Origin of the sequence: Streptomyces sp. NBC_01537 (genome assembly GCF_045040445.1) — a bacterium.
Taxonomy (GTDB): domain Bacteria; phylum Actinomycetota; class Actinomycetes; order Streptomycetales; family Streptomycetaceae; genus Actinacidiphila.
Genome location: NZ_CP109392.1, coordinates 2,861,459 through 2,874,305, shown reverse-complemented (window position 1 = coordinate 2,874,305; position 12,847 = coordinate 2,861,459). Strand labels below are relative to the sequence as shown.

General features: G+C 71.3%; 11 protein-coding genes. All 11 read left to right on the top strand.

Annotated features, from left to right (window positions below; translation table 11 throughout):
- Positions 1-48: 48 nt before the first annotated feature.
- The 11 genes from OG607_RS13195 to gatB all read left to right on the top strand — a co-directional run bounded on the left by OG607_RS13195 (position 49) and on the right by gatB (position 12,806).
- Positions 49-1,623, top strand: a complete 1,575-nt coding sequence (locus tag OG607_RS13195) for an MFS transporter (protein ID WP_405722790.1) — start codon at positions 49-51, stop codon at positions 1,621-1,623.
- Positions 1,624-1,687: 64 nt separating this feature from the next.
- A complete protein-coding gene (locus tag OG607_RS13190; RefSeq protein ID WP_405722787.1) occupies positions 1,688-2,155 on the top strand; it encodes a TIGR03618 family F420-dependent PPOX class oxidoreductase in 468 nt (155 codons plus the stop codon).
- Between the two features lie 10 nt (positions 2,156-2,165).
- Positions 2,166-2,696, top strand: a complete 531-nt coding sequence (locus OG607_RS13185) for a TIGR00730 family Rossman fold protein (protein ID WP_405722785.1) — start codon at positions 2,166-2,168, stop codon at positions 2,694-2,696.
- Positions 2,697-2,703: 7 nt separating this feature from the next.
- The gene (locus tag OG607_RS13180; protein ID WP_405722783.1) at positions 2,704-3,402 is read left to right on the top strand and encodes an SDR family oxidoreductase; all 699 of its coding nucleotides are present in this window, start codon (positions 2,704-2,706) and stop codon (positions 3,400-3,402) included.
- Positions 3,403-3,512: 110 nt separating this feature from the next.
- Positions 3,513-4,466, top strand: coding sequence for a methionine synthase (locus tag OG607_RS13175; RefSeq protein WP_405736730.1), 954 nt, complete (start codon positions 3,513-3,515; stop codon positions 4,464-4,466).
- 23 nt (positions 4,467-4,489) lie between these two features.
- Positions 4,490-6,712, top strand: a complete 2,223-nt coding sequence (gene ligA / locus OG607_RS13170) for an NAD-dependent DNA ligase LigA (protein WP_405722781.1) — start codon at positions 4,490-4,492, stop codon at positions 6,710-6,712.
- A 160-nt stretch (positions 6,713-6,872) separates the two neighbouring features.
- Complete coding sequence (locus tag OG607_RS13165) at positions 6,873-9,005, top strand: putative bifunctional diguanylate cyclase/phosphodiesterase (protein WP_405722779.1); 2,133 nt, start codon at positions 6,873-6,875, stop codon at positions 9,003-9,005.
- A 250-nt stretch (positions 9,006-9,255) separates the two neighbouring features.
- Positions 9,256-9,552 (top strand): Asp-tRNA(Asn)/Glu-tRNA(Gln) amidotransferase subunit GatC, encoded by a 297-nt coding sequence (gene gatC / locus OG607_RS13160; RefSeq protein WP_405722777.1) that lies wholly within the window; start codon positions 9,256-9,258, stop codon positions 9,550-9,552.
- Between the two features lie 4 nt (positions 9,553-9,556).
- Entirely contained in the window at positions 9,557-11,050 is a 1,494-nt protein-coding gene (gene gatA / locus OG607_RS13155) for an Asp-tRNA(Asn)/Glu-tRNA(Gln) amidotransferase subunit GatA (RefSeq protein WP_405722775.1), read from the top strand.
- Complete coding sequence (locus OG607_RS13150) at positions 11,047-11,286, top strand: hypothetical protein (protein ID WP_405722773.1); 240 nt, start codon at positions 11,047-11,049, stop codon at positions 11,284-11,286. Before gatA ends, OG607_RS13150 begins: the two co-directional genes overlap by 4 nt.
- A gap of 5 nt (positions 11,287-11,291) precedes the next feature.
- Positions 11,292-12,806 carry an Asp-tRNA(Asn)/Glu-tRNA(Gln) amidotransferase subunit GatB gene (gatB, locus tag OG607_RS13145; protein ID WP_405722772.1) on the top strand — a complete coding sequence of 505 codons (1,515 nt, stop codon included), beginning with the start codon at positions 11,292-11,294 and terminating at the stop codon, positions 12,804-12,806.
- Positions 12,807-12,847 lie beyond the last annotated feature (41 nt).

The window sequence follows — 12,847 nt, the reverse complement described above, 5'->3', positions numbered from 1 at the left end:
CCGCTGCGCTCGGCAACCCCGTACAAAGCCGTACAAAGGGGAATTTTCGTGTCCACAGAAACCAGCAGCATCAGCACGGACAAGGCATCTGCCGCCGACACGCCGGGCAGCGGCTTGCCGCTCGGCACCCTCATCGCCGGCTGCTTCGCCGTCTGCCTGGCCCAGATCGCCCTCGCGATGCCGGCCACCCTCAACGGCCTCTTCCAGGAGGACCTGCACCCCATCGGTTCGCAGCTCACCTGGATCTCGGACGCCTTCCTGCTCCCCGTCACCGTCCTTGAGCTGACCTTCGGCGTCCTGGGCGACCTCTTCGGCCGCAAGCGCCTGCTCGTCGGCGGCTCCGCCCTCCTCGTCCTCGGCGAGCTCGTCGCCGCCCTCGCCGGCGGCGTCCACCAGCTGTGGATCGGCCAGGTCATCGCCGGCCTCGGCGCCGCCGCCCTCTTCCCGACCTCCCTCGCCGTCATCGCGGCCGGCACCCACACCGCCCGCGACCGGGCCCGTACGATCACCATCTGGGCCGCCGCCCTGTCCAGCGGCGGCTTCATAGCCCCCGTCCTCGGCGGCGTCACCGGCAACTACGGATCCTGGCGCGTGGCCTTCTACGTGGTCGCCGGCCTGGCCCTGCTCAGCACCGTCATCAGCCAGCTGTACGCCCACAACTCCAGCGCCCCGGAAGGCCGTTCCCTCGACCTGGCCGGCCAGATCACGGTCGGCATCGGCCTGTTCGCCCTCCTCTACGCCGTCATCCAGGGCCCGACGGACGGCTGGACCGCCACCCCCGTGGTCATCGCCTACGTCGTCGCGGCCGTCTTCATCGGCCTGTTCGTCGCCGCCGAGAACCGCGCCGCCTCACCGCTGCTGCGGCTGGACCTGTTCAAGAACCGTGCCTTCGCCGTCGCCTCGATCGTCGCCGTCGTCGGCATGTTCAGCTACCTCGGCACCGCCTACGCCACCAGCATCCGGCTCGGCCCCATCCAGCACCAGAGCCCGCTGCGGTCCTCGGTCGCCTTCATCCTCCTCAACAGCTGGACCCTGCTGCTGATGCCGCTCATCTCCCGCCTCCTGGAGAAGGTCAGCGCCCGCTGGGTCCTCGGCGGCGGCCTCGCCCTGATGGGCATCGGCGACTTCATCGCCGCCACCCTCCCCGTCGGCGACCGCGCCCTCACCTCGCTCATCCTGCCGCTCGCCCTGGTCGGCGTCGGCTTCGCGCTCACCGTCTCCTCGATCACCGTCACCGCCGTGAACACCGTCCCCGTCCACTACGCCGGCATGGCCAGCGCCTCCACCAGCCTGCTCCGCGACTTCGGCTTCACCCTCGGCCCGGCGGTCATCGGGGCGATCGCCCTGAGCCGTGCGGCCTCCGAATTCACCGCCAAGCTCGCCTCCTCCGACCTCGCCGCCCAGTCCAAGGCCGCCGCCGCCCAGGTCGCCGCCGAGGGCGGACCGCTGGCCGTCAACTCCGTCCCCGCCTCCTCCCCGCCCGGCGCGGCCTCCCCGTTCGCCCTCGAAGCCCTCGGCCACGGTTACTCGATCGGCTTCGTCGTCTGCGGCATCGCCGCCCTGGTGTCCTGCCTGCTCGCCCTGGTCGCCCTGCGCGGCGAATCCGCCGAGTCGGTCGCGTAGGCCCTGTCCGGGTAGGCCCTGTCCGGCTGGAATACCCCTGCGGCCAGGGGCCGTTGTCCGTCCCATGACCGACAACGCCCCTGGCCCCCGCAGCCTGTCCGACGACGAGCTCTCACAACTCCTCGGCGCCCACCAGTTCGGGACCCTGGCCACCAACAAGCGCAGCGGCCACCCCCATCTGACCACCATGCTCTACGCCTGGGACCCGGCCGAGCGGGTCGTACGCCTTTCCACCACCGCCGACCGCATCAAGGTCCGCCAGCTCCGCAACGACTCCCGGGCCGCCCTCCACGTCTCCACCGCCGACCACTGGTCCTTCGCCGTGGCCGAGGGCGAGGCCGAGGTCTCCGAACCCACCACCACCCCCGGCGACCCCGTCGGCCGCGAACTCCTCGCCATGCTCCCGCCGGCCGCCCGCCCGGACGACGCCACGGACTTCCTCGCCCAGCAGGTCGCCGAGCGCCGCGTCGTCATCCGCCTCAAGGCCGACCGCCTCTACGGCACCGCCCTGGACGTGTCCTCCTCGTCATAGGCTCGCGGCCATGAATATCTGCGTCTTCCTCTCCGCCGCCGACCTCGACGCCCGCTACACAGAACCCGCCCGCGAGTTCGCCGAGCTGATCGGCAAGGGCGGCCACACCCTGGTCTGGGGCGGCTCCGACGTCGGCCTGATGAAGGTGATGGCGGACGGCGTACAGGAGAACGGGGGCCGGCTGGTCGGGATCTCGGTGGAGTTCCTGGCGGCCAAGGCGCGTAGGGACGCCGACGAGATGGTGATCGCGGCCGACCTCGCCGAGCGCAAGGCGCAGTTGCTGGCCCGGTCCGACGCGATCGTGGTCATGGTGGGCGGCACGGGGACGCTGGACGAGGCGACGGAGATCCTGGAGCTGAAGAAGCACGGGATGCACGCCAAGCCGGTGGTGCTGCTCAACACCGCGGGCTTCTACGACGGCCTGAAGCAGCAGTTCGCCCGGATGGAGGCGGAGGGCTTCTTGCCGCTGCCGCTGACCGACCTCGTCCTCTTCGCGGAGGACGGGGCCTCGGCGCTCGCGTATATAGAGGGCGCGCGGTGATGGGATCATGGCTCCCATGGCGACTCATCTGATCACCGGGGCCGGTTCCGGCATCGGCGCCGCCGTCGCGCGGCGCCTCCTCGACCGGGGCGACGAACTGTGGCTGCTCGCGCGAGACGCGGGCCGGGCCAAGGAACTGGCCGGGCGCTACGAGGGTGCGCGCACCCTCGTGGGAGACCTCGCGGAGCCGGAGCGGCTGTCGTGGGCGCTGTCGCACCAGGAGCTGCCGGAGCGGCTGGACTCCCTCCAGCACATCGCCGGGATCGTGGAGCTGGGCCCGGTCGGGGACACGACGCCGAAGACCTGGAACCAGACGCTCGCGGCGAACCTCGTCTCGCCCGCCGAGCTGACCCGTCTGCTTCTGCCCCAGCTGCGCCTGGCGCGCGGCCATGTCGTCTTCGTCAACTCCGGGGCCGGTCTGAACGCGCACGCCGAGTGGAGCGCGTACGCCGCCAGCAAGCACGGCCTCAAGGCGCTCGCCGACGCCCTGCGCCTGGAGGAGCACGGCAACGGGGTGCGGGTCACGACCGTCTACCCGGGCCGCACCGCCACGCCCATGCAGGCGAAGGTGCACAGTCAGGAGGGCAAGGAGTACGACGCCTCGCGCTGGATCGCCCCGGAGTCGGTGGCGACGACGATCCTGACGGCGATCGATCTGCCGCGCGACGCGGAGATCAACGACCTGACGGTCCGGCCGGGGCGTTAGGCCCTGTCCGGGCGGGGCCGGTCCGGTGGGAGCCGCCCGCGGCATACGCTTCGGGCGTGAGTACGGATGAGTTTGCGCTGCCCGAAGGGGCGGCCACCGGGATCGGGTCCATGCCGGGCGAGGACGCCAGGGAAGCAGCGCGTACGGCGACGGGCGCGTTGGAGGCACTGCCGTTCCTGCCCGAGCTCCCCGCCAGGGGACCCGGCGCGGACATGCTGGGGCGCACGCTCGGGATGCTGGTCGAGCTGTACGCCCGCGTCGAGCCCAGCGGCTGGCGGTTCGGGGACCGGCCGGGCCGGGACACCCGGCGGGCACGGGCCTGGCTGGGCGAGGACCTGGACGCGCTGGAGGAGTTCACCCAGGGCTACGAAGGCGCGCTGAAGCTGCAGGCCGTCGGCCCGTGGACGCTGGCCGCCGGGGTCGAGCTGAGGAACGGCGAGGCCGCGCTCTCGGACACCGGGGCGTGCCGGGACCTGGCCGAGTCGCTGGCCGAGGGGCTGCGGCTGCATGTCGCGGAGGCACGCCGCCGGATCCCGGGCGCGCGGCTGGTGCTGCAGTTGGACGAGCCCTCGCTGACGGCGGTGCTGCTGGGACGGGTGAGGAGCGCGAGCGGCTACCGGACGCTCCGCGCGGTGGACCGCCAGGCGGTGGAGGGCACGCTGCGGGACGTGATCGGGGCCGTCCGGGCGCCCGTGATCGTCCATTCCTGCGCGCCGGAGGTGCCGTTCGGGCTGCTGCGCCGGGCCGGGGTCGCGGGGATCTCGTTCGACTTCGACTTGCTGACGGAGCGTGACTGGGATGACTTCGGAGAGGCGGCCGAGGGCGGCACCGCGCTCTTCGCCGGTGTCGTGCCGGGCACCGACGGCCCGTTGTCAGACCCTGCCGGTAGCGTAAGTGGTGTTCGGGCGCTGTGGCGCAGGCTGGGACTGGCACCGGGGGATTTGGGGAGTTCCCTTGCCGTCACCCCGTCCTGCGGTCTGGCGGGGGCCTCGCCGGCCTACGCCCGTGCCGCGCTCGTGCATTGCGCGAAGGCGGCGCGTTCGCTCGTCGACAACCCAGAGTGACCGGAGTGAGGAAGGACGGGGAAGTGGAGATTCCTGCCGAGGTACGCGAGCAGCATGCCCAGCTGGCCGAAGAGGTCGAGGAGCACCGCTTCCGCTACTACGTCAATGACGCGCCCGTCGTCAGCGACGCGGACTTCGACCGGCTGCTGCGCGAGCTGGAGGCCCTGGAGGAGCGTTATCCGGAGCTGCGCACGCCGGACTCGCCCACCCAGAAGGTCGCGGGCGCGTACGAGACCGGGTTCGCGTCCGTCCAGCACCGCGAGCGCATGCTCTCCCTGGACAACGCCTTCGACGAGGAGGAGCTGGACGCCTGGGCGGAGCGCCTGGTCGCCGAACTCGACGGCATTTCCTACCACTTCCTCTGCGAGCTCAAGGTCGACGGCCTGGCCGTGAACCTCACGTACGAGCACGGGCGGCTGACCAGAGCAGCGACCCGGGGCGACGGCCGCACGGGTGAGGACATCACGCCCAACGTCCGTACGATCGCCGAGATCCCGGACCGGCTGGCGGGGGAGCGGATCCCGGAGCTCGTCGAGATCCGCGGTGAGGTCTACTTCCCGATGGAGAAGTTCGAGGAGCTCAACGCCCGCCTGGTCGAGGCCGGTGACAAGCCCTTCGCCAACCCGCGCAACGCGGCGGCGGGCTCGCTGCGCCAGAAGGACCCGCGGGTCACCGCCTCCCGGCCGCTGCACATGGTGGTGCACGGCATCGGCGCCCGGCGGGGCTTCGAGATCGAGCGCCAGTCGCAGGCCTACGAACTGCTGCGCGAATGGGGCCTGCCGACCACCAGCTATGCCCGGGTCGTCGACACGATCGCCGAGGTCAAGGAGGTCATCGCCTACTACGGCGAGCACCGTCACGACGTCGAGCACGAGATCGACGGCATCGTCGTCAAGGTCGACGAGATCCCGCTCCAGGGGCGGCTGGGCTCCACGGCGCGCGCCCCGCGCTGGGCGATCGCCTGGAAGTACGCCCCGGAGGAGGTCAACACCAAACTGGTGGGGATCCGGGTCGGCGTCGGGCGCACCGGCCGGGTCACGCCGTACGCGGTGGTGGAGCCGGTGAAGGTGGCGGGCTCGGAGGTCGAGTTCGCGACCCTGCACAACCAGGACGTGGTCAAGGCCAAGGGCGTGCTCATCGGCGACACGGTGGTGCTGCGCAAGGCGGGCGATGTCATCCCGGAGATCCTCGGCCCGGTCGTCGATCTGCGGGACGGCACCGAGCAGGAGTTCGTGATGCCCGCCGAGTGCCCGGAGTGCGGCACCGGCCTGCGGCCCATGAAGGAAGGGGACATCGACCTGCGATGCCCCAACGCCCGCTCCTGCCCCGCCCAGTTGCGTGAACGTGTCTTCTATCTCGCCGGCCGCAAGTGCCTGGACATCGAGAACTTCGGCTATGTCGCGGCCGCCGCGCTCACCAGGCCCCTGGAGCCGGCCGAGCCGGTGCTGCGCGACGAGGGCGACCTGTTCGACCTCAAGGTCGAGGACCTGCTCCCCATCAGGGCGTATGTACTCGACCAGGACACCGGGCTGCCCAAGAACGACCCGAAGACTGGCGAGCCGAAGATCGCCACGGTCTTCGCCAACCAGCAGGGCGAGCCCAAGAAGAACACCCTCGCCATGCTGGACAACATCGCCGCCGCCAAGGAGCGGCCGCTGGCCCGGATCATCACCGGGCTGTCGATCCGTCACGTCGGACCGGTCGCGGCGGAGGCGCTGGCCCGCGAGTTCCGCGACCTGGACCGGATCAAGGACGCGGCCGAGGAGGAGCTGGCGGCGGTCGAGGGCGTCGGCCCCACCATCGCGGCCTCGCTGAAGCAGTGGTTCGCCGAGGACTGGCACCTGGAGATCATCGAGAAGTGGCGACGCGCCGGGGTGAAGTTCACCGAGGAGGGCTCGGAGGAGGGGCCGCGCCCGCTCGAAGGGCTCACCGTCGTCGTCACCGGCACCCTCTCGACGTACACCCGCGACGGGGCGAAGGAGGCACTGGGCAGCCGCGGGGCGAAGGTCACCGGCTCGGTGTCGAAGAAGACCGGCTTCGTGGTGGTCGGCGACAACCCCGGATCCAAGTACGACAAGGCCATCCAGCTCAAGGTGCCGGTCCTGGACGAGGACGGCTTCGCCGTACTGCTCGAACAGGGTGCCGACGCGGCCCGGGAGGTGGCGGTGAATCCGGCCGAGCCGGAGGAGAAGACACAGGAGGAGCCGCAGGAGGAACCGCAGGAGGAGCCGAGCGCTGCCGAGTGACGGCCTGTCATCACCCGTTCGGGCGATAGCAGAAGGATCCGGGCGGGTGGGTCGCATTCGGGCAACAGCAGCCGATCGGTGCCCGTGACAGCCTTTGGCGGCCTACTGTTGAGAAGCCGGAAGGCACACCGGCACACAGCGGGCTGCGAGAGGGACGGGCATGGAACCGACGGACAGCGCCGGACCGGCGCGGCAGCTGAGCCAGCCAGCTGCGCCGGCGCTGCCCTCGGCAGCACTGAGGTATGCGGTGGTCGGCGCGGCCGCGGCGGCGCTCGGCGTCGGCATCGTACGGACCCGGATCGACGGCGACGCGCTGTTCCCCGGCGGCACCGTCGGCTGGGCCTTCGCCCTGCTCACCGGCATCATCGTCGGCCACCTCGTCGCCATGGGCCGCGACCGCTGGTGGGGCGGCACCGGCTCCGGCGCCTCCCTCACCCTGGCCATGCTGCTGCTCTACGGCTGGGTGCCCGCCGTCCTGGTCAGCCTGGCCGTCGTCGTGCTGGTCGGCTGCGCCCGCCGGCACCGCTGGCGGCAGGCCATGCTCCACGGCGCGGTCGACATCCTGGGCATCGGCGCCGCCTCCCTCGGCCTGGCCGCCTTCGGCAACCATCCCTCCGCTGGACAGCCCTGGTACCCCTCCACTTGGGGGATGGCCGCAGTACCGGCTGTGGTGGTCTCCGCCCTCGCCTACCTCGCTGCGACCCGCACCCTTCTGTGGTATGCCATCGTCCCGCGCGATGGCGGCCTCCCGACCGTCGCCCGCACCGCCCTGATCAGGCAGGGGCTCGTCGGCGTCGCCCTGCTCGGCATCTCGCCGCTCATCATCGTCGTCGCCACCGACCTCCCGGTGATCCTCCCGCTCTTCGCGGTCCCCCTCATCGCCCTGGACTCCACGCTCTGGATCGCCCACGCGAGGGCCGAGGAGCAACTGAGGGATCCGCTGACAGGCCTTCCCAACCGCCAGTGGCTGCTGGAGCGCGCCTGGACCGCCATCGACGACGCCGAGCGCGGCGGCGAGCGAACAGCTCTCGTCCTGATCGACCTGGACAAGTTCCGCTCCGTGAACGACACGCTCGGTCACATGGCCGGTGACCGTCTGCTCCTGCAGATCGCCGACCGCCTCCGGCTCGCCCTGCCCCGTGGCGCGGAGGCCGCGCGGCTCGGCGGCGACGAGTTCGCCGTACTGCTGCCCACCTGCGACTCCCCGACCCGGGCCCAGCGGATCGCGCGGTCCCTGGTCGCCGCACTGAGCTCACCGCTGAGTCTTGACGGCCTGACCCTGGTCCTCGAGGCGAGCGCCGGGGTCGCGGTCTATCCCGACCACGCGAGCGATGCCGAAGGTCTGCTCCGGCGCGCCGATGTCGCCATGTACCAGGCGAAACGTGACCGCAGCGGTGTCGAGGTCTACGAGGCCAAGCGCGACGGCAACACCCCCGACCGCCTCGGGCTGCTCGGCGACCTCCGCCGCGCCCTCGACGCGGGCGACGTCGAGCTCCACTACCAGCCCAAGGTCCGCTTCGACGGCCAGGTCGCCGGCCTTGAGGCCCTGGTCCGCTGGGTCCACCCCCAGCGGGGGAGGGTGAGCCCCGAGGACTTCATCGCCATCGCCGAGACGTCCGGGCTCATGCCGCAGCTCACGGAGTACGTGCTGGAGATGGCGCTCGGGCAGATCGCGAAGTGGCGTGCGATGGGACTGATGGTCCCGGTCGCCGTGAATGTCTCGCCCCGCGATGTCCACTCGCCCGGATTCGCCGGCGCGGTCGCCGCGCGGCTGGCCCGGCACGGGGTCCCGCCGGGGTCGCTGCAGCTGGAAATAACGGAACACGTGCTTCTCGAGGACCCGCAGCGGGCGGCCGACACGCTGGCCGGGCTGACCGGGCACGGCGTGAAGATGTCCCTGGACGACTTCGGGACGGGGTATTCGTCGCTCGTCCACCTGCGGCGACTGCCCGTGAGCGAGCTCAAGATCGACCGGTCGTTCGTGGCCCGGCTCGTCGTCGACAACGAGGACGCCGAGATCGTGCGCTGCACGGTCGACCTCGCCCATTCGCTCGGGCTCCTGGTCGTCGCGGAAGGCGTCGAGGACGACGAGACCTGGGAACGGCTCCGCGACCTGGGCTGCGACGCCATCCAGGGCTGGCTCGTCGCCGCGGCCATGCCGCCCGACGAGACCACGGCCTGGCTCAAGCTGCGCGGACGTACGGGATGGCACCGGCACGCCGAGCTCGAGGCGGCGCCCGCGCCCGCCCCGACCCCTGCGCCTGCCGTGCGGGCCGTCCGGGATGCCCACTGACGGGTGCGGGTGCCCGCCGTGGGTGGCTTTCCGTCCGTTGCGGCCTTCGGCCGGGGTGTTCCCACCCGCACCACCCGTGCGGCATTTGTTTTCGGGTGACGGTGGCACCTGTGGGGGCGGAGCGCCGTCGGCGGCGTGCAGGCCGCAGCCGCCGACGAAGGGTCGGTACCCAAACCGTTTAGCCCCGCAGGGGCCTGCCCCCATAGGATTGGCCCGAAAACACCAATACCAACCCCCAGAGGATCGCTGCATGCCTGGCATCACGCGCGAGGAGGTCGCCCACCTCGGCCGGCTGTCGCGTCTTGAGCTGAAGGACGAAGAGCTCGACCACTTCGCCTCGCAGCTGGACGAGATCATCGGCGCGGTAGCCCGCGTCTCCGAGGTGGCCGGCGAGGACGTACCGCCGACCTCACACCCGCTGCCGCTGACCAATGTCATGCGCCCTGACGTGGTCAGGCCCGGCCTGACCCCGGCGCAGGCGCTGTCCGGCGCGCCCGCGCAGGAGCAGCAGCGCTTCAAGGTGCCGCAGATCCTGGGGGAGGACTAGAGCCATGACAGACCTGACCAGGCTCAACGCAGCCGAGACCGCCGCGACCATCGCCAAGGGCGAGGCCTCCGCCGTGGAAGTGGCCCAGGCCCACCTGGATCGCATCGGCGCGGTCGACGAGAAGGTGCACGCCTTCCTGCACGTCGACACCGAGGGCGCCCTCAAGGCCGCCAAAGCCGTGGACGACAAGCGCGCTGCGGGCGAGGAGCTCGGCCCGCTCGCGGGCGTGCCGCTCGCGCTCAAGGACATCTTCACCACGAAGGGTGTCCCGACGACCGTCGGCAGCAAGATCCTCGAAGGCTGGATCCCGCCGTACGACGCGACGCTGACGACCCGCCTGCGCGAGGCCGGCATCGTGATCCTCGGCAAGACCAACATGGACGAGTTCGCCATGGGGTCCTCCACCGAGAACAGCGCCTACGGCCCGACGGGCAACCCCTGGGACCTCACCCGTATCCCCGGCGGCTCCGGCGGTGGCAGTGCCGCCGCCCTGGCCTCCTTCCAGGCCCCGCTGGCGATCGGCACGGACACCGGCGGCTCGATCCGCCAGCCGGCGGCCGTCACCGGCACCGTCGGTGTGAAGCCGACGTACGGCGCGGTCTCGCGCTACGGCATGGTGGCATTCAGCAGCAGCCTCGACCAGGGCGGCCCCTGTGCCCGTACGGTCCTGGACGCGGCCCTGCTCCACGAGGTGATCGCGGGCTACGACCCGCTGGACTCGACCTCCATCGACGCGCCCGTACCGGCGGTCGTCGAGGCCGCCCGCAACGGCAACGTCAAGGGCCTGCGCGTCGGCGTCGTCAAGGAGTTCGGCGGCGAGGGCTACCAGGCCGGCGTCATGGAGCGGTTCAACGACGCGATCGAGCTGCTGCGCGAGCAGGGCGCGGAGATCGTCGAGCTCTCCTGCCCGTCCTTCACCTACGCGCTCGCCGCGTACTACCTCATCGCCCCCTCCGAGGCCAGCTCCAACCTCGCCCGCTTCGACGGCCTGCGCTACGGCCTCCGGGCAGGCGACGACGGCACCCGCTCCGCCGAGGACGTCACGGCACTGACCCGCGAGGCCGGTTTCGGCCCCGAGGTGAAGCGCCGGATCATGCTCGGCACGTACGCGCTCAGCTCGGGCTACTACGACGCGTACTACGGCAGCGCGCAGAAGGTCCGGACCCTCATCACCCGGGACTTCGAGACGGCCTTCGGCAAGGTCGACGTGATCATCTCGCCGACCACCCCGACCACCGCCTTCCCGATCGGGGACCGGGTGGACGACCCGCTGGCGATGTACCTGACCGACCTGTGCACCATCCCGGCCAACCTGGCGGGCAACTCGGCCATGTCCGTGCCCTGCGGCCTCGCGCCGGAGGACGGGCTGCCGGTGGGCCTGCAGATCATCGCCCCGGCGATGGCCGACGACCGGCTCTACCGTGTCGGTGCCGCCGTGGAGGCGGGCTTCACCGCACGCTGGGGGCACCCGCTGCTTGAGGAGGCTCCGACGCTGTGAGCAAGCTCGACAAGGCCAAGGGCTTCAAGAAGTCCAAGCCCGGCACGTATCTCTCCATCGCCACGTCCCTGTTCGGCGCCGTCGGCGTCGCCAAGCAGGTGAAGCGGGGCAGGGCCGAGAGCGACAAGCTGCTGCTGCTGGACGCGGCGATCAGCGCCGCGGCGATCGTGACCGGCGTCGCTCTGCTGGTGCGCGAGCTGCGCCGGCTCGGCGACGACGATGTGCTGGGCGGTTGATAGGGATGACTGTGACGACTGACGACCTGGTGTCCTACGAGGACGCCCTGGCGGCGTACGACCCGGTGATGGGCCTTGAGGTCCACGTCGAGCTCGGCACCGACACCAAGATGTTCTGCGGCTGTTCCACCACGCTCGGCGCCGAGCCCAACAGCCAGGTCTGCCCGGTCTGCCTGGGCCTGCCGGGCGCGCTGCCGGTGGTCAACGCGATCGGCGTGGAGTCGGCCATCAAGATCGGTCTCGCGCTCAACTGTGAGATTGCCGAGTGGTGCCGCTTCGCCCGGAAGAACTACTTCTACCCGGACATGCCGAAGAACTTCCAGACCTCGCAGTACGACGAGCCGATCGCCTTCAACGGCTACCTGGACGTCGCTCTCGAGGACGGCGAGATCTTCCGGGTGCAGATCGAGCGCGCCCACATGGAGGAGGACACCGGCAAGTCCACCCACGTGGGCGGCGCGACGGGCCGTATCCACGGCGCCTCGCACTCCCTCCTGGACTACAACCGGGCCGGCATCCCCCTCATCGAGATCGTCACCAAGCCGATCGAGGGCGCCGGAGCGCGTGCTCCGGAGGTCGCGAAGGCGTACGTCGCCGAGCTGCGCGAGCTCATCAAGGCCCTCGGCGTCTCCGAGGCCCGCATGGAGATGGGCCAGATGCGCTGCGACGTCAACCTGTCGCTGCGGCCGCACGGCCGGGAGAAGTTCGGCACGCGCAGCGAGACCAAGAACGTCAACTCGCTGCGCAGCGTGGAGCGCGCCGCCCGCTACGAGATCCAGCGGCACGCCGCGGTCCTCAACGCCGGCGGCACGATCGTCCAGGAGACCCGGCACTTCCACGAGGAGGACGGCTCCACCACCGCCGGCCGCATCAAGGAGGAGGCCGAGGACTACCGGTACTTCCCCGAGCCCGACCTCGTGCCGATCGCGCCCGCCCGTGACTGGGTCGAGGAGCTGCGCGCCGGGCTGCCGGAGCTGCCGCGGCTGCGCCGCAAGCGGCTCCAGGAGGACTGGGGCATCTCCGACCACGAGATGCAGTCCGTCCTCAACGCCGGTGCGATCGACCTGATCGTCGCCACGACCGAGGCGGGCGCGGATTCCGCCTCGGCCCGCAAGTGGTGGATGGGCGAGCTGGCCCGCCGCTCCAACGAGGACGGTGTCGAGCTGGCCGAGCTGCCGATCACCACGGCGCAGGTCGCCCGGGTCTCGGCGCTGGTCGCGGCCGGTGACCTGAACGACAAGCTGGCCCGCCAGGTCATCGAGGGCGTGCTCGCGGGCGAGGGCGACCCGGACACCGTCGTCGAGAAGCGCGGCCTGAAGGTCGTCTCGGACGAGGGCGCGCTGGGCGCGGCCGTGGACGAGGCCATCGCGGCCAACGCGGCCATCGCCGACAAGATCCGCGGCGGCAACCTGGCGGCGGCGGGCGCGCTGATCGGTGCGGTCATGAAGCTCACCCGCGGCCAGGCCGACGCGAAGCGCGTGCGCGAGCTGGTGCTGGAGAAGCTGGGCGTCCAGGGCTGATCAGCAGCTGACCTGTACGTACGCGAGCCAAGGGGCGGTCC

Coding starts and splice junctions, on each gene's coding strand:
- gatB (WP_405722772.1), top strand. CDS start 11,292: ATGACTGTGACGACTGACGACCTGGTGTCCTACGAGGACGCCCTGGCG.
- gatC (WP_405722777.1), top strand. CDS start 9,256: ATGCCTGGCATCACGCGCGAGGAGGTCGCCCACCTCGGCCGGCTGTCG.
- OG607_RS13180 (WP_405722783.1), top strand. CDS start 2,704: ATGGCTCCCATGGCGACTCATCTGATCACCGGGGCCGGTTCCGGCATC.
- gatA (WP_405722775.1), top strand. CDS start 9,557: ATGACAGACCTGACCAGGCTCAACGCAGCCGAGACCGCCGCGACCATC.
- OG607_RS13175 (WP_405736730.1), top strand. CDS start 3,513: ATGCCGGGCGAGGACGCCAGGGAAGCAGCGCGTACGGCGACGGGCGCG.
- OG607_RS13185 (WP_405722785.1), top strand. CDS start 2,166: ATGAATATCTGCGTCTTCCTCTCCGCCGCCGACCTCGACGCCCGCTAC.
- OG607_RS13165 (WP_405722779.1), top strand. CDS start 6,873: ATGGAACCGACGGACAGCGCCGGACCGGCGCGGCAGCTGAGCCAGCCA.
- OG607_RS13190 (WP_405722787.1), top strand. CDS start 1,688: ATGACCGACAACGCCCCTGGCCCCCGCAGCCTGTCCGACGACGAGCTC.